Origin of the sequence: Microbacterium sp. 22195, assembly GCF_052056515.1 — a bacterium.
GTDB lineage: Bacteria > Actinomycetota > Actinomycetes > Actinomycetales > Microbacteriaceae > Microbacterium.
Window position 1 is genome coordinate 294605 of sequence record NZ_JBQEPE010000004.1, and the last position, 21764, is coordinate 316368.

The 21764-nt window shown below is 70.7% G+C and carries 18 protein-coding genes; 9 read left to right on the forward strand and 9 right to left on the reverse strand.

Features of this window, described 5'->3' with window-relative positions; translation table 11 throughout:
• Positions 1–7 precede the first annotated feature (7 nt).
• From ACTJJ4_RS14050 to ACTJJ4_RS14075, 6 genes are all read right to left on the reverse strand, one after another.
• Positions 8–2005 carry a hypothetical protein gene (locus tag ACTJJ4_RS14050; protein ID WP_440943907.1) on the reverse strand — a complete coding sequence of 666 codons (1998 nt, stop codon included), beginning with the start codon at positions 2003–2005 and terminating at the stop codon, positions 8–10.
• Positions 1995–2762 carry a TIGR03943 family putative permease subunit gene (locus tag ACTJJ4_RS14055; RefSeq protein WP_440943908.1) on the reverse strand — a complete coding sequence of 256 codons (768 nt, stop codon included), beginning with the start codon at positions 2760–2762 and terminating at the stop codon, positions 1995–1997. The genes ACTJJ4_RS14050 and ACTJJ4_RS14055 overlap by 11 nt, the downstream gene beginning before the upstream one ends.
• 4 nt (positions 2763–2766) lie before the next feature.
• On the reverse strand, positions 2767–3801 hold the full coding sequence (locus ACTJJ4_RS14060) for a permease (RefSeq protein ID WP_440943928.1): 1035 nt from the start codon (positions 3799–3801) through the stop codon (positions 2767–2769).
• A 17-nt stretch (positions 3802–3818) separates the two neighbouring features.
• Positions 3819–4244: a Fur family transcriptional regulator gene (locus ACTJJ4_RS14065; RefSeq protein WP_292704147.1), complete on the reverse strand. Its 426-nt coding sequence runs from the start codon at positions 4242–4244 to the stop codon at positions 3819–3821.
• A gap of 193 nt (positions 4245–4437) precedes the next feature.
• Entirely contained in the window at positions 4438–5853 is a 1416-nt protein-coding gene (locus ACTJJ4_RS14070; RefSeq protein ID WP_440943909.1) for a DivIVA domain-containing protein, read from the reverse strand.
• A gap of 186 nt (positions 5854–6039) precedes the next feature.
• Positions 6040–6612, reverse strand: coding sequence for a TetR/AcrR family transcriptional regulator (locus ACTJJ4_RS14075; protein ID WP_440943910.1), 573 nt, complete (start codon positions 6610–6612; stop codon positions 6040–6042).
• A gap of 75 nt (positions 6613–6687) precedes the next feature.
• Between ACTJJ4_RS14075 and ACTJJ4_RS14080 the strand changes: the two genes are divergently transcribed.
• Complete coding sequence (locus ACTJJ4_RS14080) at positions 6688–7374, forward strand: DUF899 family protein (RefSeq protein ID WP_440943911.1); 687 nt, start codon at positions 6688–6690, stop codon at positions 7372–7374.
• 25 nt (positions 7375–7399) lie between these two features.
• Here the strand turns inward: ACTJJ4_RS14080 and ACTJJ4_RS14085 are convergent, their stop codons facing one another.
• The 3 genes from ACTJJ4_RS14085 to ACTJJ4_RS14095 are packed head-to-tail and all read right to left on the reverse strand — an operon-like array spanning position 7400 to position 10133.
• A complete protein-coding gene (locus tag ACTJJ4_RS14085) occupies positions 7400–8248 on the reverse strand; it encodes a metal ABC transporter permease (protein ID WP_440943929.1) in 849 nt (282 codons plus the stop codon).
• A gap of 5 nt (positions 8249–8253) precedes the next feature.
• Positions 8254–9120: a metal ABC transporter ATP-binding protein gene (locus tag ACTJJ4_RS14090; protein WP_440943912.1), complete on the reverse strand. Its 867-nt coding sequence runs from the start codon at positions 9118–9120 to the stop codon at positions 8254–8256.
• Positions 9117–10133: a metal ABC transporter solute-binding protein, Zn/Mn family gene (locus tag ACTJJ4_RS14095; protein ID WP_440943913.1), complete on the reverse strand. Its 1017-nt coding sequence runs from the start codon at positions 10131–10133 to the stop codon at positions 9117–9119. Before ACTJJ4_RS14095 ends, ACTJJ4_RS14090 begins: the two co-directional genes overlap by 4 nt.
• A gap of 144 nt (positions 10134–10277) precedes the next feature.
• Between ACTJJ4_RS14095 and mshB the strand changes: the two genes are divergently transcribed.
• The 8 genes from mshB to ACTJJ4_RS14135 all read left to right on the forward strand — a co-directional run bounded on the left by mshB (position 10278) and on the right by ACTJJ4_RS14135 (position 21730).
• Positions 10278–11180 (forward strand): N-acetyl-1-D-myo-inositol-2-amino-2-deoxy-alpha-D-glucopyranoside deacetylase, encoded by a 903-nt coding sequence (gene mshB / locus ACTJJ4_RS14100; RefSeq protein WP_440943914.1) that lies wholly within the window; start codon positions 10278–10280, stop codon positions 11178–11180.
• Positions 11180–12298: an ROK family protein gene (locus ACTJJ4_RS14105; RefSeq protein WP_440943915.1), complete on the forward strand. Its 1119-nt coding sequence runs from the start codon at positions 11180–11182 to the stop codon at positions 12296–12298. The genes mshB and ACTJJ4_RS14105 overlap by 1 nt, the downstream gene beginning before the upstream one ends.
• Positions 12299–12369: 71 nt before the next feature.
• A complete protein-coding gene (locus tag ACTJJ4_RS14110) occupies positions 12370–13470 on the forward strand; it encodes an extracellular solute-binding protein (RefSeq protein WP_440943916.1) in 1101 nt (366 codons plus the stop codon).
• A gap of 8 nt (positions 13471–13478) precedes the next feature.
• Complete coding sequence (locus ACTJJ4_RS14115) at positions 13479–14564, forward strand: ABC transporter ATP-binding protein (protein ID WP_440943917.1); 1086 nt, start codon at positions 13479–13481, stop codon at positions 14562–14564.
• A complete protein-coding gene (locus tag ACTJJ4_RS14120; RefSeq protein WP_440943918.1) occupies positions 14564–16306 on the forward strand; it encodes an ABC transporter permease in 1743 nt (580 codons plus the stop codon). The genes ACTJJ4_RS14115 and ACTJJ4_RS14120 overlap by 1 nt, the downstream gene beginning before the upstream one ends.
• A 57-nt stretch (positions 16307–16363) precedes the next feature.
• On the forward strand, positions 16364–17869 hold the full coding sequence (gene argH / locus ACTJJ4_RS14125) for an argininosuccinate lyase (RefSeq protein ID WP_440943919.1): 1506 nt from the start codon (positions 16364–16366) through the stop codon (positions 17867–17869).
• 17 nt (positions 17870–17886) lie between these two features.
• Positions 17887–18771, forward strand: a complete 885-nt coding sequence (locus ACTJJ4_RS14130) for an ROK family protein (RefSeq protein WP_440943920.1) — start codon at positions 17887–17889, stop codon at positions 18769–18771.
• Positions 18772–18934: 163 nt separating this feature from the next.
• Positions 18935–21730 (forward strand): PIG-L family deacetylase, encoded by a 2796-nt coding sequence (locus ACTJJ4_RS14135; protein ID WP_440943921.1) that lies wholly within the window; start codon positions 18935–18937, stop codon positions 21728–21730.
• The last annotated feature ends 34 nt before the right edge of the window (positions 21731–21764 follow it).

A 21764-nucleotide genomic window follows, 5' to 3' on the forward strand; every position in this document is an offset into this window, starting at 1 on the left:
CGGGTGCTCACGGGTGGGGCGCCTGCGCGCACCAGGAGATGTCGAAGCCGTTCAGCGTGGGCAGCTCCCGCTTGCCGTCGAGGTCGATCAGCTGCGTGTGCAGCGTCCCCGGCAGGGGCAGCAGCAGCTCGTCGTAGGGGTTGCTCGGCAGGTCGGGGGCGACCACGACGGCCGCGTACTGCCCGCTGGGCGACACGCAGGTCTGCACGATGGCATCCGAGCCGCTGACCTCGGCGACGACCTTCGCGGCGCCCTTGTCGTCGACACGCACGACGGCCTGGCCGGTGGGCATGCCGCCCTCATCGCGCTGGGTGACGTGACGCACCGTGCCGCCGGGGAACGGCACGATCGCGTCGGCATCGCCGTAGTCCGGTGTGGAGGCCGGCAGCGGCGTCTCCGATCCGTCCGTCAGGTCGACCTGCATGATGGTCCCGTCGGCGCGCTCGACGATGGCCGTGTAGGTGCCGCGGCTCACGCCGAGGATGCTGGCGGCGACGCCCATGGACTTCACGGCGCCGTCGGAGCGGACATCCTGCAGGCCCAGGGCGCCGTCGAAGTCGACGAAAAGCAGCGACGAGGTGTCCGGCACGAACTGCCACTCGGCGACGCTGGCCTCCTTGCCGCCCACCTCCACGATGCGGGGCTTCCCGGCGCCGTTCAACGACTGCGTGACCAGCACACTCGCCCGCCCGGAGGTCTCGGTCAGGTCGCGGTCGGAGTAGCTGTAGCCGACGTAACCACCGCGGTCGGAGAGCTGCACCGAGGACACGTAGCCGACGCCGGGGAGCTTCAGCTCGCGCTGATGCGAGCCGTCGAGATCCATGACCATCAGGCGCGAGCCGCCCTTCTCCTCGACGGCCACGACCAGGCTGTTCCCGCTGACGCGGTAGTCGTCGATGCGCGGGTGCTCGAACACCGGCCTCGCCCGCTCGCCGGTGAGGTCGGTGCTGAAGATCTTGTCGTCCTTGCCGCCGGGCGCACGCTGCAGCAGCAGGATGCGGGAAGCCGGAGTGCGGAACGTCGTCGCCAGGTCGGACGCCGGTCCGCCTCCCGCGCCGACGACGCCGGACACCTTCACGGAGTACGTGGTGTCGTCGTTCAGCGCCGTGGTGAAGCGGATGCCGATGCTGCGCCCCGCCGCGTCGACCGTGAACGGGACAGCGGGCGTGACGCTGACCTGCTTCGCGTCGAGCGAGTCGACCCGCTGGTTCAGCGTGAGGGTGAGGCGGCTGCCCGAGGTCTGGATCGCCTGTGCGGCGTTCACGGACGTCGACGAGATCCGCGGACCCTGGGTGAGGCTGACGACACCGAGCGCCGCCACCACCAGCGCGAGCACACCGAGCACGGAGAACAGCGCCAGGGCGAAGCGTCGACTGCGGGGCTCAGCCGCGGCGCGAGTCGATGCGGGCTCGGGAGCGAGCTCCGTGTGCGTCGAGCGGCGGCCTCGGACGGGTCCAGGCACGCCGGGCTCCCGGGGACCGGGCTCGGGTACGGCGAGGCCGGTCGTGATGGGCGAGGTGGGAGCGGGGATCGCCGGGAGCGGATGCCGGTCGGCGGGCGCGTCCGGCGCGGTGTCAGGATCGGGGGCCGACACGCCGGATTCCGGACGGATCCCGCGAATCGGTCCGACATCTGGCGTGTCGGCCCCCGGAGTGTGACCGGAAGGGGCGTCAGCGGACGCGGGCGTCGGATGCGGATGCGGGTGCTGCGGCTCGGGATGCTGCGCGGCGGGTGCCGGTGCCACGGGGCGCGGTGCGGCCCCGGGAGCGGTGACCGGATGCCGGATGGTGGGCGGCGCAGCCGGGGGTGCAGCGGTCAGCTCCTCCGCACGGGCTGCCGGGGCCTCCGCCTCAGCCTCGTTGGGCTCGGCCGCGCGAGTGGCCTCAGGCTCCTCAGCGCCCTTCGTCTCGCTGCGCTCGCTCAGGACCCGCGGATCGGCTTCCGCCGCGGCGCGCAGCGCACGCAGCTGCGCCCGGGTGAGCGGAGCCTCGCCGTCAGTACTCATAGGGGTCCTTCGGCTCGGCGACCTTCTTCACCGACGTCGGCTCGATGCGCAGCGTGCCGTCGGCCTCCGCTCGCACGGTGCCCGTGACCTCGATCCACTGCCCGGTCGAGTACTTGCCCGCGACACCGCCGACGGGGACGGTGGCGGGCTGCGCGTCGATCACGCAGTGCGTGATGATCATGCGGGTGAGACCGGCTTCTCCGCCCTTACCCGGCGTGACGAAGCCGGTCAGGGTCACGGAGGCGCCGTCGTACTCCTCCGGGCGGGTCGAGGTGGCGAAGGCGCTCGCCCAGTCGCCGACGCCGAACGTCGTGGTGTCCGCGACGCCCAGCGTCACGTCATCCGCACCCGCGAAGAGCACCGGATTCTCCCCCGCCCGCGACACCGCGAGCTGGGCGGAGAGGGATGCCGGCGGCAGGAGCAGCGCGGCGAGCACGACCGCCGAGGACACGATGCCGCCGGCGACCACGCCCGCCGTCTGCAGCGCGCGGCGGCGATGCGCCGCAGCATCCGGGCCGGAGGTTCCGTGAGTGTGGTCGTGGTCGCCCTCCACGCCGAGCGGCAGGGTGCACGACCAGACCGCGACCGCGAGCATCACGATCGCCGCAAGGCACGCGAACCACACGGTGTCGGGGCTGATGTACATCGTCAGCCGGCCGACGACGGCGAGTCCGAGCGTCACGACCGCGACGACGGTCGCGAGGCCCAGCCCCAGCCAGCGGGAGGCCAGGGCGTGCAGGCGACGGGGCTCGTCCACGTGATCAGCCAAAGACGTTCACCCCGATCCCGATGGCGCAGGCGCTGAGCACGACCAGGCCCACGAGTCCGGCCAGCACGCGCGCGACGAAGGTCGTGCGCAGCAGGGCGAGCATCTTCACGTCGACCAGCGGCCCGACGAGCAGGAACGCGATGATCGCCCCCGACGAGAACGTCGACGCGAACGACAGCGCGAAGAACGCGTCGACGTTCGAGCAGATCGCCACGGTCATCGCGAGCGCCACCATGGCCAGGATCGACAGCACGGGATTCGATCCGATCGCCAGCAGCACGTCGCGAGGGACGAGCACCTGCACGGCCCCGGCCAGCGCCGAGCCGATCACGAGCGCCGGCATGACGGCGCGCAGCTCGACCAGGAACTGGATCAGGCTGCGCCGCGTCGGCGAACCGGGCTCGTGCACCACCTGCTCGCAGGTCTCCACGAACCGCTCCGTGAGCAGGGCCTGCGGGTCGGGGTGGCGGCTGTAGATCCAGCCGATCAGGTTCGCGATCAGGTAGCCGCCCACCAGTCGCGCGATCAGGATGCCGCCGTCCCAGCCGAACGCCGCGTGCGTGGTGAGGATCACGATGGGGTTCACGATGGGAGCCGCCACGAGGAAGGTCAGCGCCTCGGCCGGCGCGAGACCGCGCATCATCAGGCCACGGGCGAACGGCACGTTGCCGCACTCGCACACCGGGATGAACATGCCCAGCAGCGACAGCACGGCGCGACGCACCCAGGCGTTCTGCGGCAGCCAGCGCTGCACGGCGTCCGCGGGCAGCCACACCTGCACCACGATCGACAGCACCACGCCGAGGATCACCCACGGCAGCGCCTCGATCAGCACGCTGAGCGTGAGGGTGAGCCCGTCCTGAGCACGATCGGGCAGTGCCTTCGCGAACAGGTTCGGCACGAAGACGTCGATGAGCACCAGCACCGCGAGGATGCCGACCCCGATCCCGATCGCCTGCCCCGTGGGGATGCGCCGGGGCGGATGCCGATGGGCGTGCACCGCACCGGTGGATGCCGTCTGCGGCATCCGGGACGGGGCTGAGGTCACTCGCCCGCTCCCGATGGCTCTGTCTCGCTCGCGAGCCGGGCCGCGCATTCGGCGCACAGGCCGAAGATGTCGACGACGTGCTCGGCCTGCGTGAAGCCGTACGCCGCGGCGGTGCGCTGCGCCCACTGCTCGACGTCCTTGGCCTCGATCTCGACCGCGCGTCCGCACGAGCGGCAGATCAGGTGGTGGTGATGCCCCTGGGTCGAGCAGGCGCGGTACAGCGCCTCTCCCTCGGGGCTCTGCAGGGAGTCCGCCTCACCGGATGCGGCGAGCCCGGCGAGCGCCCGGTACACGGTGGCCAGGCCGATGCCGGTGTTGGCCTGTCGCAGATCGGCGTGCAGGGTCTGTGCGCTCACGAAACCGCGCGCGTCGGTGAGCGCATCGCGCACGCGCTCCCGCTGCCAGGTGTTCCGCTGAGCCATGCCTCGAGTCTAGGACGGGCGCCTGTGAACCGCTCCGGGACGATCGCCCGGATGCCTGTCTCAGAAGGGGCGGGTGCTGAAGCCGCGCACCTGCCCGTTCTGGGACACGCAGGCAGCCATGTGCCACTACGAGCGGGTGACGACTCGCCGCACCCGCCGCTTCTGGGACACGCGGCTGCGCAGCGCGCGGCGGTCAGGCGCGGGCGGTCTCGTCCTCTTCGAGCTCGACGTCGGCCTCGGCCTCGGCCTCGTCGGAGCCGTCCTCGTCGGTCGCCTCGTCCTCGACCAGGGCGTCGAACTCCGCCTCCAGGGCGTCGTCGCGCTCGGCATCCGCCTCGACCTCGGCGACCTCGGGCGCTACGGCCTCAGGCGCGGGAGCGGATGCCGGCTTCGCCAGCACGCCCTCGGGGCGGATCAGCTCGCGCACCTCGGCCATGAAGCTGTTCAGCTGCTGCTGCTGCCAGCGCAGCTGGCGGGTGCGGTCCTCGGCATCCCGCAGTGCGGCGGTGGCGTGGCCGGTGACCGAATCGATGATCTTCTGCGCCTTGGCGCGGGCGCGGTCGAGGGTCTCGCGCGCCTTCACCTGCGCCTCGGCCTCGATGGCCTGCGCCTGGCTGCGCATCAGGCGCTCGTAGTCCTCGGCCTTCGCCGAGATGCGCTGCGCGTGCTCGAGCGACGCGGCCACCTGCTCGTTGGCGTCGGTGGTGATGCGCTCGGCGTGCGCGACGGCCTGGTTGTGCAGCACCAGGAACTCCTGCTGCGCGTCGTCCTGACGGCGGGTGAGGGTCTCCTCGAACTCCAGCACGCGCGCGTTCATCTCGCGGACCTCGCGCTCGGCATCCGATCGCTGGTCGGTGGTCTCGCGGGTGACCATGGCGCGCAGCGCGGCCGCGCCCTTCTCGGCCTCGGTGCGCACGGTCGCGGCCTCGCGCTCCGCCTGCGTGACCTTCTCGGCCGCGTGCGAGGACTCGCGCTCGAGGCGCGCCTGGTGCGCGGTCAGCTCGGTGTCGATCTTCAGCCGCACCTGGTCCGCGTCGTGCTCGGCCTGCGCGGTGATGCGGGCGACATCGGCGGCGAGCTCGGCCCGCTTCGACTCGGCCTCCTCACGCGCCGCCTGCAGCAGGCGCTCGGCCTGGGTGGCGGCGTTGTGGATCAGCACGCTCGCCTGGTCTTCGGCCACGCGCAGCACGGCCTCGAACTGCTGACGGCTCTGCGGCTCGTCGGCGCCCTTGGGCCCGTCGCTCAGCTCGGTCGCGAGGGTGCTCACCTGCGCGGCGGCGTCCTCTGCCTGCGCCCTGGCAGCGGCGAGCTCGTCCTCCAGCCGGGCCAGGCGGGCGTCGTTGCCGGCGACGGCGTCGGCGAGCGCACGCGCGTGGTCGGCGCGCAGCGCCTCGAGGGCATCGCGGTGGCGGGCATCCGCGGTCTCCCGGTCGGCGCTGAGGCGCGCGACCTGGTCGCGCAGGGTCGCGAGGGCGGCGTCCACCTCGGCCTTGTCGTAGCCGCGGAAGGCCTGCGTGAACGACGCATGCTCCTTGCCGGGGGCGGACGTCAGCAGCTGGTCGAAGAAGTCGCCGCTCTGCGCGTTGTCGGACTCGTGCGTCTCGGTCACCGGACGTCACCCTTTCTGAAGCAGTCGTTCCCCCGCGTCAATGATGGCATCCCGCACCCCCTCCTTTCGTCGAGAGCACGGGACCTCGCCGAGCGCACGGGAACCTCGCGCGAACGAGCCGTGCACTGGGCGAGATGTCGTGCAGTCGACGCCGCGGTGGGGCCGGGCGGCGTCAGGACAGCTGCGTCAGGAGCGGATGCCGGAGATGATCGCGTCGACGGCGGATGCCGCCAGGCGGCGCTGCTCGGATGCCGGCAGAGCGGCCAGCGGACCGTGCAGGCAGAGCTCGGCGAACCCGTGCACGGTGGCCCAGCACGACCAGGCTGCGGAGGTCGCGGTGTCCGCGGCGACCTCGCCCGCCTCCACCAGGTCGGAGAGCGCGTCGGCGAGAGCCCGGAACGCGGGGGTCGCGGCCACGTCGCCCGGCCCGAGCCGACGGCCGCCGAAGAACGCGACCGAGAACCACCCCGGCTCGGCCAGCGCGAAGTCGATGTATGCCAGGCCGACCGTGCGCAGGCGCGCCGAGGCATCGGCATCCGTCGATCGGGTCATGCCCTCGGCCACGCGGGCGAGGACTGCGTCGGCCACCGCCTCGCGGAGCGCATCCAGATTCGGGAAGTGCCGGTAGGCGGCGTTCGGCGAGACACCGGCGCGACGGGTGACCTCGCGCAGGGTGAGCGCCTCGAGGCCGCCGTCGCGGGTCAGCTCGAGCCCGGCGTCGACCAGTGCGACTGCAAGGTCGCCGTGATGATAGGCCAACCCCTTGTCCTCTCGCCGACGGATGTGTACGGTGTGAACATATCAGATGTGGACACCGTGAACATAGGAGTGATCATGACCGCACTGCCCCCTGTCGTCGATGAGCCGACGTGGCGCGAGGCGCTGGCCGAGCTGCGCGTGCGCGAGAAGGCCGCCACCCGCGAGCTCGACGCCATCGCCGCGGCCCGCCGCCGCCTGCCCGCCGTGAAGCTGCCCGAGTACCGGCTGACCGCCGAGGACGGCTCGACCGTCACGCTCGCCGAGGTGTTCGACGGCAGGAGCCAGCTGGTCACCTATCACCACATGTGGAGCGACGGGAACCGCTGGCAGTGCCCCGGATGCACCGGCGCCACGGCATCCTGGACCCGCCCGGACCTGCTCTCGGAACTGGACGTGCGGTTCGTGATCGTCACGAACGGGCCGATGGACGAGGTGCTCGCCTACAAGAAGCGCGTCGGGAACCAGATGACGTGGTTCTCCTCCGCCGGCAGCACCTTCGGCGCCGACGTCGACGCGGGTCCGGGCGAGGGCTTCGCCTACAACGTGTTCCTGCGCGACGGCGACGACGTCTACCGCACCTGGACCACGACCGGGCGCGGAGCCGAGCAGTTCATGCTGTCGTTCGCGATCGCGGACGTGCTGCCCTACGGACGTCAGGAGGAGTGGCAGGACGTGCCCGAGGGCTGGCCCCAGGAGGAGACGTACAAGCGATGGCTCTCCTCGAAGGACGTCGCCGCGATGTACGGCGACCCGGACGCCTGAGTCCGCACCCGCGCCCGCACCCGCGTCAGGCCAGACGCCGCACGCGGGTGCGGAGGCGCTGCGCTCCCCAGCATCCGAGATAGATGAGGAACGAGATCGTCGTGATGTAGGGACTGACCGGCAGGCTTCCCGCCAGCGCGAGCAGGATGCCGCCCACCGCCGACACGAATCCGAACAGCGCAGCCAGCAGCGGCACGGCCACCGGCCCCGCCGACACGCGCATGGCGGCGGCCGCGGGCGTGACGAGCAGCGCCAGCACGAGCAGCGCCCCGATGATGTGCACGCTCACGGCCACGATCAGCCCGAGCAGCACCATGAACAGCAGGCTGACCGCGCGCACCGGCACGCCGCGCGCGGCGGCGGACTCCGGATCGAGGGAGTCGAAGCGCAGCGGATGCCACATCAGCAGCAGGCCCGCGAGCACCGCGAGGCTGATGCCGATCAGCCAGCCCAGATCGGGACTGGAGACCGCGACGATCTGCCCGGTGAGCAGTCCGAAGCGATTGGCCGTGCGCCCCTGCACCAGAGAGAGGAACAGGATGCCCAGGCCGAGCCCGAAGGGCATGAGCACGCCCACGATCGAGTTGCGGTCGCGGGCACGGGAACCGAGGATCCCGATGAGCATGGCCGCCACGAGCGCCCCGCCTATCGACCCCAGCACGACGCTCCCGCCGAACAGCAGGGCCGCCGCGGCGCCCGCGAACGACAGCTCGCTCACGCCGTGCACCGCGAAGGCCAGGTCCCGCTGCATGACGAAGACGCCGACCAGCCCGCCGACGATGCCGAGCACGGCGCCGGCGATCAGGGAGTTGGTCAGGAGCACGAGCAGGTCGCCGTAGTCCTGGAACGAGAAGATGTCGCCCCAGTCGAGCATCGGGATCATGCCGCACCTCCCGAGACGGGCTCTTCGTGGTCATGGTCGTGATGCGGCTCGGCATCCGGCACGCCGACCACCACGAGCCGCCCGCCCGTGCGCATCACGAACACCGGTGTGCCGTACAGCGCGCTGAGCACGCTGGTCTGCAGCACCTCGTCGGGCGTGCCCAGCACGAACCGGCCGCCCGCGATGTAGAGGATGCGGTCGACCAGGCCGAGGATGGGATTGACGTCGTGCGTGACGAACAGCACGGCGGCTCCGTGCTCGCGGCGCTGCCTGTCGATGATCTCGGTGATGCCGCGCTGGTTGGCCAGGTCGAGGTTCGACAGCGGCTCGTCGCACAGCAGCAGCATGGGCTGATCGGCGAGCGCCTGCCCGACCCGCAGCCGCTGCTGCTCACCGCCCGAGAGCAGGCCCACCCGGCGATCGGCGTAGTGCGCGGCGCCCACGCCCTCGAGCAGGGCGTCGACGCGCGCGCGGTCGTCGCGGCGAGGAATGGGAAGCCCGAACCGCGTTCCCGTCACGCCCAGCGCGATCAGGTCCCGCGCCCGCATGCTCGTGTCGGGGGGAAGCGGACGCTGCTGGGGCACGTAGCCGATGCGGGAGTCACCCCGCCGCACCGGCGTCCCGCCGACGCGGATGCTCCCGGCCGACAGCGACTGGAGACCCAGGATGCTGCGCAGCAGGGTGGTCTTGCCGGAACCGGACGGGCCGAGGACGGCGATGAACTCCCCCGGGTTCACCTCCAGCTCGAGCCCCGCCCACAGCTCCCGGCCACCGCGATGCAGCGCGGCGGCCGAGATGCCGAGTACGGGTGCTCCCGGTGCGGCCGCGCCCGAGGCGTCGGCGGCTGCGGAAGCGCGGCTCATCGGTGGAGAGCGGCGGCGAGGTCCGTGATCGCGGCGTGCATCCACTCAGCGTACGTCTGATCCGACTTCAGCAGCTCGCTGAAGGTCAGCACGGGCACGCCGGCGTCCTTCGCGGCCTGCTCGACCTTGTCGGTCTCGCCGCCACCGGTCTGCGCGTTCGCCAGCACGGCCTTGACCTCTCCGGAGGAGATGAGACGCGTGGTCTCGAGCAGGATGGCCGGCGGCACGTCGTTGCCCTCCTCCACAGCGGATGCGAAGCCCTCCGGAGTCACATCGTCGAGCCCTGCGGCCGCCGCCAGCAGCCCGGGCAGCGGCTCGGTCATCACGACCTTCGTGCCCTCGAGCTCGGCGTGCAGCCCCTCCAGCTGGGTCTCGAAGCCGGTGAGCTCGCCGATGAACTTCTCCGAGGCCGCCTCGTAGTCGGCCTTGCCTGCCGCATCGAGCTTCACGAGGTCGGCGGTCACCTGCTCCACGACGTGGGTGATGGTGTGCACGTCGAACCAGACGTGCTCGTTGAAGCCCTCGATGTGATCGTGACCGGCGTGGTCGTCATCCGCGTCGGCGTGGTCGTCGTGCTCGTCGTGCGCGTCGCCCGTGGGCTCCGGCGTCGATGCGTCCTCATGCTCGTGGGGGTCGCCCGGGTAGTCGTGGGAGAACTCCGCCGCGACGATGACCGGGGCGTCGGAGCCCTCGCGCAGGGTCTCCATGAACGAGTCGTAGCCGCCGCCGTTCTCGATGATGAGGTCGGCCTTCTGCACGGCGAGCCGGTCGCGGGCGGTGGCCTCGTAGGAGTGCGGGTCCTTGGCCGCGTCATCGATCAGGCTGGTGACCTCAGCCCGGTCACCGGCGATCTGCCGCACGATGTCGCCGTAGACGTTGGTCGAGGCGACCACCTGAACCCGGCCATCGCCGGTCCCGCCGTCCTTCGATCCGTCGGCGGGACCGGCCGCGCAACCGGCGAGGACGAGCAGGGATGAGGCGGCGAGCGCCGCGGAGACCAGGATCTTTCGCATGCCCTCATGCTAATCGTTAATGAGAACCATTATCAACTTGAGGTGGTCGGGGACTTATTTTCCAGCCTGTCGCACTTTGATTCTTGCTGTCAGAATCAAAGTCAGCTCCCCCGAAGCAGCCCCCGATGATCAGAGGAGATCGCCATGGCAGACGTCCCGCACGTGCTTCTCGCCCACGCGCATCCCGACGACGAGAGCTGCGCGACCGGCGGCACCATCGCCCGCCTCGTCGCCGAAGGACACGGCGTCACCGTGGTCACATCGACCCAGGGCGAGCAGGGCCGGATCGCCGTCCCCGAGTTGCAGCACCTGTATGTCGACGAGGACGATCAGCTCGGCCCGGAGCGCGCGCGAGAGCTCAGCGACGCCATGACCGCGCTCGGCGTCACGGATCACCGCTACCTGGGCGGGGCGGGCCGCTTCCGCGACTCCGGGCGCATGGGCATCCCCGCGAACGACCGGCCCGATGCCTTCTGGCAGGCGGACCTCGACGAGGCGGGCCTTCTCATGGCGGAGATCATCCGCGAGACCAGGCCGACCGCCGTGATCACCTACGACCCGAACGGCGGTTACGGGCACCCCGATCACATCCAGACCCACCGCGTCGCCATGCGGGGCATCGAGCTCGCCGCCGACCCCGCCGCCCGATCCGTCCTTCCGGTGTGGGACGTGCCGTTCGTCTACTGGACGGCCGTTCCGCGCGAGCTGATCGTGGCGGACCTGACCGAACTCGCCGGGCACGCCGCGGAGCTCGGGCTCTGGGTCGACCCCGACCCCGCCGAGTACCCCGACGGCGTGCACGACGACGACGAGATCGACGTCGAGTTCGACGTCTCCGCGCAGCTCGCCGCGAAGACCGCCGCACTCGCCTGCCACCGGACCCAGCTCACCGTCAAGGGCGACTACTGGGTGCTGGCCTCGGGCCGAGGCATGCGCATCCAGGATCGCGAGTGGTTCATCCGCGTGAAGGGCGGGCGGCGCCGAACCCCCGGATACGAGACCGAGCTGCTCCCTGAGCAGCCGACCACGGAACCGGAGGCCCGCTGATGCCCCGCTCCACCCTCGCCCTCGACGACCGCAGCACGCAGCGCGCGCGGGTGGTCGGCGCGCTGCACGAGCAGCGCAAGAGCCGCTCCGACCTGGTCGAGCAGTTCGGAGTGAGCTCCTCGCTGATCACCCGGCTCGTGCGAGGGCTGATCGATGACGGCATCCTGCGCGAGGTCGGCGCTCAGGCCCAGGCGATCGGGCGCCCGCCCGTGCGTCTGGAGGTCGTCCGCGACCACGGCGCCCTGCTGGCGGTGTCGTGCACGGCCGAGGGGCTGCGGGCCCGCTGCGTCAACCTCCACGGCGGCATCATCGCGGAGACCAGCGCCGATCCGATCGCGGGGGTGGTGAGCCCGGAGTCGATCATCGAGACGGTCGCGCAGCTGATCGCTCGCACGCCGCGCGTGCTCGGCATCGGCGTCGCCGTCCCGGGCGTCGTCGACGCGGAGACCGGGAACGTCAGCGCCGCCCCCGACCTCGGCTGGAGCGAGGAGGTCCCGCTGCGCACCATGCTGCGGGAGCGGTTCGGCGTGGTCGTCACGATCGACAACGACGTGAACCTCATGATGGCCTCGGAGCGGCGCACCCTGGACGGTCGCGCGGCCCGCAACGCCGTCTACCTCTATCTCGGCGCCCGGGGAATCGGTGCCGGCATCATCGCCGCGGGGCGCCTGATCGAGGGCGACCACGGCGCGGCCGGCGAGATCGGCCTGTCGCCGCTGAGCGCGAACGACCGCACAGACTTCGAGGACACCACCTCCACCCTCGCCATCGCGGCACGGCTGGAGGCCGCGGGGCACACCGGATCCGAGCCCGCGGTGGATCGACTGCTCGCGCTCGCGGATGCCGGCGACCCCGCCGCCGTGCGCATCCGCGCCGACGTGCTGACGGCGTTCTCGCACGCGATCGCCGTGATCACGGCCCTGCTCGACCCGCACGTCATCCTCCTGGGCGGCCATGCCCGGGCGTTCCGCGAGGCGGAGCACCGCGAGATGCTCGAGCCGCTGCGCGGCGAGCTCCCGTTCCTCCCGGACGTCCGATCCGCCCACCCGAAACCGGATGCCATCCTCGACGCCGCGCTCAACCGCTGCTGGCAGCAGCTCCTGGCCGGAGGTCTATGAGCATCCATCCCACCCGCACCGATCACCATCCATCCCGCGGCACCCGCCGCATCACTTCGACGAGGAAGAACATGAAGGCACACATCACACGCCGCCGTCTGGCGGCAGTCACCGCGATCGCCACCGCCGGAGCCCTGCTGCTGAGCGGTTGCGCCGGCGACGTCGCCCCGCCCAAGAGCGAGGCGCCCACCGACGGCGGCTCGAAGGTCACGCCCAGCGAGAGCCTGACGATCTACACGGGTCGCGACAAGGACGAGGTCGCCTGGGTCGTCTCGGAGTTCGAGAAGGCCAACCCCGACTACGCGGGCAAGGTCACCACGGTGATCGCCGGCGCCCAGGACAACCTCGACCGCATGCGCGCCGAGGCAGGCAACCCGCAGGCCGGCTTCCTCTGGGGAGGCACGCAGCAGCAGTTCGAGCAGGCGGCGAAGGAGGGCCTGCTGGCCGCCTACGAGCCGAAGAACGGCGACGCGGTCGACGCGAAGTACAAGGACCCGAAGAACCAGTGGATCGCCGAGATGCTGCTGCCCGAGGTCATCATCTACAACTCCGACCTGCTGGACGAGAAGTCCGCGCCGCAGGACTGGGCCGACCTCGCCGAGCCGGAGTGGAAGGACAAGATCGTGATCCGCGACGTCATGCCCTCGGGCACGATGCGCACGATCTACGCCTCGATGGTCTACTCGGCGTTCGCTAAGGACAGCAAGCCCGACGCCGGCTACGACCTGCTGAAGAAGATCGACGCGAACACGGTGTCCTACGCCGCGACCCCGGATGACATGTACACCCAGCTCGACCAGGGCACCGGCCAGGTCACCGTCTGGAACATGCAGGACGCCCTGATCCAGCCGCTGAAGAACAACCGGCCGTGGGGCTACGTCATGCCGAAGTCGGGCGCTCCGGTGCTGGTCGACGGCGTCGGCATCATCAAGAACGAGAAGCAGCAGGCCGCCGCCCAGGCGTTCATGGACTTCCTGATGGAGCCCAAGATGCAGGCCAAGCTCGCCACGGACTACTACCAGATCCCCGCGATGGACATCCCCTCGGCCGACCAGCCGGACTGGATGAAGGACTTCAAGCTCAAGGAGATGAAGATCGACTGGGCCGTGTTCGCGGAGCACCAGGACGAGTGGATGACGTACTGGGCCGACAACATCAAGGACAAGGGCTGATCTGACGCATGGTCTCGGTCACACTGCACCAGCTCCGCAAGTCGTTCGCCCGCTCGGGCACCGTCGTCGACGGCATCGACCTGACGATCGCCGACGGGGAGTTCTTCACCCTGCTCGGGCCGTCGGGATGCGGCAAGTCGACGACGCTGCGGATGATCGCCGGGTTCGAGGAGCCCGACGACGGCACGATCCACTTCGACGACCGCGACGTGACGTACGCGCCGGCGAACAAGCGCGACGTGGGTCTGGTCTTCCAGAACTACGCGCTGTTCCCGCACATGTCCGTCACCCGCAACGTCGGATTCGGACTCGACGTGCGCAAGGTGCAGAAGGCCGAGGCCTCGCGTCGCATCAGCGACGTTCTGGCACAGGTGGGGCTGTCCGCTCAGGCGGGCGCCCGCGTCGACGAGCTCTCGGGCGGGCAGCAGCAGCGCGTCGCGCTCGCCCGGGCGCTCGTCTTCCGGCCTCAGCTGCTGCTGCTGGACGAGCCGATGTCCAACCTCGACGCCAAGCTGCGTCTCGAGATGCGCGGGGCGCTGCGCGACCTGCACGCCGAGACCGGGATCACCTCGGTCTACGTCACGCACGACCAGGCGGAGGCGCTCGCGATGTCGACCCGCATCGCCGTGATGAACACCGCGGTGGTGCACCAGGTCGGAACGCCCGACGAGGTGTACAGCCGTCCTCGGACCGCGTTCGTCGCTGGGTTCCTCGGGCGCAACAACCTCCTGCCCGCGACCGTCCGCCGAGTGGACGGCGGGCGCGCCTCTCTCGAGCTCTCCGACGGCAGCGCGCTGGAGGTGCTCGTCGAGAACGCGGCGCCAGGGGTCTCCTTCGAGCCCGGCTCCGCCCTGATCGCCACGGTCCGCGCGGAGAGCCTGCGCCCGGCGGCATCCGGAGAGACGGCCAACGTCGTCTCCGGCACGGTCGCCGACATCGACTTCGTCGGGTACTCGCTGTCCTGCGAGCTCGACACGCCGCTCGGCCGCATCAAGGTCGACCTGACCGGCACCCACGCCCGGCCGCAGCGCGGCGACGCCCTGCGCGTCGTGCTGCCGGCGGATGCCGCGTACTGCGTCCCGGCGGAGCAGTGATGACGACGCTGACGAACGCGCAGCGGGTCACCGGCCCGTCGAAGCGCCCGCCGTGGATCCGGCGCCGCTGGTCCACCGTGCTCACGCTCATCCTGCTGATGGTCGTGCTGCTCGGCTATGTGATCGGGCCCATGATCGCCACCGCCCGGCGCAGCGTCTCCCAGGACAAGGCCGCGGTGCTGGGCTTCTCGTTCAAGGCGTGGAGCGACTTCTTCGCGAATCCCACGCAGACGTCCGCCATCGGCGGGTCGATCGTGCTGTCCCTGCTGTCCGTGCTGTGCGCGGGCCTGCTCGGAACCCTGGTGGCGATCCTGCTCACGCGGTGGGAGTTCCCCGGCCGCCGCGTCTGCCAGGTGCTGGCGCTGCTGCCGATCGCGCTGCCGCCGCTGATGGGCGTGTGGTCGTTCAAGCTGCTCTTCGGCGTCGGCGGACGCATCCCGTTCGCCATGCAGGAGTGGTTCGGCATGGACCAGAAGATGTTCTGGCTGCAGGGACTCGCCGGCGTCCTCATCGTGCACGCCATGACGATGTACCCCTACTTCTTCCTCACCGTCTCCGCGGCGCTCTCGAACGCCGACGCGTCCCTGGAGGAGGCGGCCGAGTCGATGGGCGCGGGCAGGGCCCGGGTGTGGGCCAAGGTCGTGCTGCCGATGCTCACCCCGGCGCTGGTCGCCGGGTCGCTGATCACCTTCATGTCGGCGATGTCGTCGTACACGGCCCCGCTGCTGTTCCAGTACACCGACGTGATGACGCAGCAGATCGTGATCGCGAAGACCAACGGCGACATGCGCCTGGCATCGATCATCTCCACCACGCTCGCGATCATCTCCATCGTGTTCCTCGCGATCATCCGCTCGTACGAGCAGCGCAAGGTCTACCGCACGCAGTCCAAGGGCGGCGGACGCAAGCGCTCGACGGTCACCTCCGCCCCGGTGAAGGTGCTGCTGTTCGTCATCGCCGTGCCCACGACCGTGTTCCTGGTGCTGCCGATCATCATGATCGCGGTGCTCTCGTTCACCGCGAAGGGCGGCTGGCTGCGCAGCGTGCTGCCCACGGGCTACACCCTCGAGTGGTGGGCGCAGCTCTTCGACGGCGCCGAGTTCTGGCGACCGGTGACCAACTCCCTGCTGATGAGCGTGATCGCCGTCGGCGGCGCGATGATCCTCGGCGCGGGTGCCGCCTACGTGATGAGCCGCATGCACTTCCGCGGCAAGCTCGCGCTGGACATCGCGATCATGCTCCCCTGGGCGCTGCCCGGCACCGTCGTCGCGATCAACCTGATCACCGCGTTCTCCAGCCCCTCGCCGTTCGCGTTCGGCCAGGTGCTCGTGGGCACGTTCGCCATCCTTCCGCTGGCCTACTTCGTGAGGTTCAACCCGCTGATCTTCCGTTCCACGTTCGCGTCGTTCTCGCAGCTGGACCCGAACATCGAGGATGCCGCGCGCAGCCTCGGCGCCAGCTGGTGGTACGCCTTCCGGAGGGTCGTGCTGCCGCTGATCTCACGCGGCATCATGGCCGGCGCGCTGCTCGCGTTCGTCGACGGCGTGGGCGAGTTCGTCGCCAGCATCCTGATCTACACGCCGGCCTGGGTCCCCCTGTCGATCGCGATCAACAACGAGAACTACCAGGGCAACATCGGCACCGGATCGGTGTACGGCATGATCCAGGTGCTCCTGGTGCTCGGCGTGCTGATCGTCACCCGCCGCATGGAGGCGAAGCAGGCCCTCGCCCCTGCCCTCTGACACATCCCCCGGATGCCGGCGACACGTCGGCGACCGTCCATCTGAGAGAGAAGAAGAATGAACCGCGACGAGATCATCCAGCGCGATGGAGACACCTTCCCCGGCGAGAGCTACACCACTGCCGTGCTCCGTCCCGCCTACGACCAGGCGAAGCGGATGCTGCTGCCGTCGATGATCGAGATCCACCGTGCGCATCTGGTGATGCTGCACGAGGCGGGGATCCTGAACGACGCGGATGCCGCGGTGATCGCGCGCTCGATCGACGAGCTCGACCTCGACGCGCTGGCCGCGAGCGAGTACACCGGTCAGTTCGAGGACCTGTTCTTCACCGTCGAGCACGAGATGATGCGCATCGGCGGCGAGGTGACCGGCAGCCTGCACACGGCCCGCAGTCGCAACGACATGGGCATGACGCTGTACCGCATGGTCATGCGCCGCCAGCTGCTGCGGGTGCTGGATGCCGCGGGCGAGCTGTACGAGACGCTCGTGCGCCTGGGTGCGGAGCACTCCGACACGCTGTCGCTGGAGCACACCCACACCCAGCCCGCGCAGCCGTCGATCCTGGGGCATCGCTTCCTCGCGATCGCGGACGTGCTGGGCCGCGACATCCGTCGCGTCGAGCAGGCCTACGAGAGCCTGGACCACTCCCCCATGGGCGGTGCCGCGCTCACCGGCACGGGCTTCGGGATCGACCGCGAGCACATGGCGCGTCTGCTCGGCTTCCGCGGCCTGGTCGAGAACTCGTACGATGCGGTCGCCGCGACCGACTACATCGCGCATTCGGCGATCGCCCTGCAGCTCATGGCCATCGACACGGGCCGCAGCTGCGTCGACTTCCTGACGTGGTGCACGGCCGAGTTCGGGCTCTACCGGGTGGCCGCCCCCTACGTGCAGATCTCGTCGATCATGCCGCAGAAGCGGAATCCCGTCTCGATCGAGCACTCGCGGTCGCTGCTGTCGGCCGCGTCCGCGAGCGCCGCGACGGTCCTGACGATGATGCACAACACTCCCTTCGGTGACATCGTCGACACGGAGGACGACCTGCAGCCGTACGCGTGGCGCGCCGTTGACACGCTCACCGACGTGCTGCAGCTGCTCACCGGAGTGCTCGGCACCATCCAGGTGAACACGGCGGTGATGCGCGAGCGCGCCCTGGCCTCCTTCGCGAACGCGACGGAGCTGGCCGACACGCTGGTGCGCGACGGCGGCCTGACGTTCACGCAGGCGCACACGATCGTCTCCCGCATCGTGCGCGAGGCGGATGCCGCCGGCATCACCGACATCCGCTCGATCGACCCGGCCCGCGTGCACGAGGTGACGACCGAGGTGGCCGGACGCGACGTCTCGCTCACGCCCGAGGACCTGGCGCGCGCGCTCGACGCGGACAACTTCGTCGCCGTGCGCACGTCGACCGGAGGTGCCGCTCCGAGCGAGGTGGCCCGGATGGCAGCGGCACGCCAGGAGACCGCACAGGAGTTCCGCCGGTGGCGTTCGGACGTCCGCGCGCACCTCGACGCCGTGTCCGATGACCTCGTCGCGGCGGCGTCCGAGCTTCGAGCGTGACCGCGGAGGGTCCGGGCATGAACGTCCTCGGGATGGACTTCGGCGGCACGAAGGTGGCGCTTCGGGTGGAGACCTCGGAGGGGCGATCCGACGAGGCCCGCCTGCGGATCGCACGGGGCGAGCAGGCGCACAGCGTGCTCGATCGCGCCTTCGACTGCGCCCGCGCGCTGGCGGAGCGCCATGGGCCGATCGGGGCGATCGGCGTCTCCACGCCCGGCATCGTGTTCGAGGATCGTGTCGAGCTCGCGCCGAACGTGATCGGCTGGTCCGATCTCGAGCTGGGCACGCGGCTGCGCGACGAGTTCGGAGTCACCGCACTCACGATCGAGAACGACGTGAAGGCGGCCGCCCTCGCAGAATGCCGTGAGGGTCGCCTGCAGGGCGTGGACGTGGGCATGTACGTCAATCTCGGCACCGGCATCGCGATCGCCCCCGTCATCGGCGGAGCCGTTCTGCGCGGCGCGCACGGCGCCGCGGGCGAGGTGGGCTACGGCATCGTGGGTCCGGTGCGCGACCGGGGCAGGCCGACGCTCACCCTGGAGGAGTTCGCCGGGGGTCTCGGACTGGACGGGCGCGTGGCGGCCTCCCCCGAGGTCACGGCCACCGACACGGCCGGTCTCGTCGCCGAGGCCGCGCACTCCGACGCCGCAGCGCGGATGTGGGCGGAGGCGGTGGACGAGATCGCCAGGCATCTCGTCACGGCGGCTCTGACCGTCGACCCGTCGCGGATCGCCGTCGGCGGCGGGATGACCCGGGCGGGCGGTGCGCTGCTCGAGCCGCTGACCGAGTGCCTCGTCAGGGCGCTCCCGTACCCGCCCGAGCTCGTGCTGTCGGACTTCGGTCCCGATGCCTCGCTGCGCGGCGCCGTGATGCTGGCGCGAGAGGGCCACCGCCCGCGTTAGACCCGCGATCAGGACTTATTTTCCGCCGTTGACGGCCCGCCCGCCGACCAGTGGAATGGGAGCAACACTTATTTCTGTTCAGAAAATAAGTGTTGCTCCCCCTCTCATCGACGGCATGGAGCGCCACATCGAGGTGCGCCCGTGTGAAAGGTCTGGTCCCCCAATGAACGATCTTCAGGAAGTCTCCGGCTTCTCTCTGACGCGTCGGAACCTGTTCAAGGCGGGAGGCGCCTTCGGCATCGCCGCCGCCTTCACCGGCGCGCAGGTCTCGGGTCTCACCGCCGCGGAGCAGGCGCTCGCGGACGCCCCGCGCGATGCCGTCAAGCTCAACGTGCTCTTCATCGGCGCCCACCCGGACGACGAGGCGGGGAACCTCGGCGTCTTCGGCCAGTGGAACGAATACCTGGGCATGAAGGCCGGCGTCATCACCGTGACCCGCGGCGAGGGCGGCGGCAACGCGGTCGGCCTCGAGGAGGGACCGCCCCTCGGCATGATGCGCGAGGCCGAGGAGCGCAAGGCGGTCGGCTACGCCGGTATCGAGAACGTGTTCAATCTGGATGGTCTCGACTTCTACTACACCGCGAGCGCGCCGCTGTCGTACCAGGTGTGGGACGGCGCCGCGGTGCTCAGCCGCATCGTGCGCGTCGTGCGCGCCACGCGCCCCGACGTCATCGTGACGATGAACCCGTCGGCGGTCGAGGGCAACCACGGCAACCACCAGCAGGCGGCCATGTTCGCGGTCGAGGCCTACCTCGCGGCGGGCGACCCGCAGCGCTATCCGGAGCACTTCGCCGAGGGCTTCGAGCCGTGGCAGCCGCGCCGCATCCTGCGCGCGGGCGCCAACGGCTCGGGCGCGGCGGGCGAGGGCGGCGTCGCCGCGGGCTACACCCCGACCGTGGCCTCCGACGTCGTGTTCGGCTGCTGGAACGGCACTCCCAGCCAGCGCAACGGCAAGCGCTGGTCCGAGATGCTCGACCTCGCCCGGTGGGCGTACGTGACGCAGGGCTGGGCCGAGTTCGCGCCGGGAACGACCGATCCCGCGAAGATCTCGAACTCGTGGTTCACGGTCATCCACTCCCGCTCCCCGCTCGCCGACCCGCGCTCCGGCGGAGACGCGGCGCTGCGCGGCGCCGCCCTGCCGATCGACGGCGGGCTCCCGTTCGGCACGCTGATCGATGTGCGCCCCGCGCGGTTCGAGGTCGTCGCCGGAGAGGACGTCGAGATCCAGGTGACGGTGACCGCCCCTGCCGATGCGAAGCTCCCCGCCGGGCGGCTCGCGCTCGGCGCTCCCACCGGATGGTCCGCCGGCGGCGCGGTCGACGTGCCGGCGCTGAACCGGGGCCGGTCGCACCGGGCGACGTTCCGGCTCACGGCCGGATCGGATGCCGTCGCCGGCACGCAGGTGCGGGTGGATGCCACGCTCACCGCGGGCGGGGCCAGCGGCACCACCTTCGCGCAGCTGCGCGTCGCGGGAGCCGTGGAGGCGACGATCCGTCCGCTCGAGGAGATCCAGAAGTTCCGCTCCTGGACCGCCGGACTGGGGATGAAGCACCTCGACGTGCTGGTCCCCGAGCTGTTCCCCGTGGGTCAGGGCCGGACGCGGACGCTCGAGGTGATCGTCGAGAACTTCTCCGCGCAGAGCCGCTCCGGCTCGGTCTCGCTGACGCTGCCCGCAGGCTTCGCCGCCTCGCCGGCGCAGCAGTCGTACTCGGGCCTCGCCGCCGGCGCGACCACCACCGTCAGTTTCGAGGTCACCAACACCGACACCTCGATCCCCACCGCCAACCGCGCCCCCAACAAGGGCAGCTGGCCGGTGACGGTGACCGCGACGAGCGAGGCCGGCAGCGCCGAGCGCGCCGTCACCATGAACCTCGTGCCCACCTACGCCGTGCAGCGCACGGCATCCGCTCCGGTGATCGACGCCGTCCGGCGCGAAGGCGAGTACCCCGGCGAGGCGATCCCCGTCGACACGATCTGGGACGGCAGCCCGATGGGCGGCAAGAACCCGACGATCAGCGCGAAGACGTGGATCACGCACGACGACGCGAACTTCTACCTGTTCATCTCGGTCCTCGACGACATCCGCGGGACGATCCTCCCTGCTTCCGACAACAAGCGCCAGCGGCGCACGGACTCCGTCGAGATCTACATCGACCCTCGCGGCACGGCGGGCAACACGGCGCAGACCTTCATCGCCGGCATCATGCCGTCGATGGACTCGATGACGGGCGCGCCCGGAGTCGGCCGCGACCGCGACAACTGGCAGGGCGAGGCCGCCGTCACCGCGCCGGGGATGCAGGTCCAGGTGAAGATGGCCTCCACCACGGCCGAGTACACCGGCTACGACATGGAGGTGAAGATCCCGTTCGCGGTGCTCCCCGACAACCTCGACCCGCAGCACGTCGGCTTCAATGTCGTGATCAACGACTCGGACACCCAGAACAAGGCCGCGCAGAACCGTGTCGGCTGGTCGACGTTCCCGGGCATGCGCGCCGACCCGTGGCGCTGGGGCATCATCACCCTCGACGGCGTGCAGGATGCCGGGTCGAAGCCGAAGAAGCCGATCCTGCCCGACACCGCGGCCCGCTCGGTCGGCTCACCGCAGTCCATCCTGCAGTCCGCCGTCGATCAGGTCCCCCTCGGAGGCTTCTCGCCGACCGACCACCCGCTCAAGGTGCTGAAGTCGTCGATCGCGGCCGGCATCGTCACCGTCGCACTGCAGACGCCCCGCGCCGGCACGGCCCGGGTGTTCCTGTGGGACGGCGAGCAGGTCGTCGGCAGCGCTGAGGCGCAGGTGAAGTCGGGCCGGGCGGAGCTGCGCTTCGGAGCCCGCACGGCCGCCACCGGCAACGGGGACAGCCTGGTGGGCACCAAGGCGTCGCCGGTGCTGGCTGTCTCGTTCGAGTCGGGCAGCGGCGTGTACGCGGCCAAGGCCCCGCTGGGCGGCCGCTCGGTCTGAGGCCTGCTCGCAGAGAGGTGCGCCGCTTCCCGGA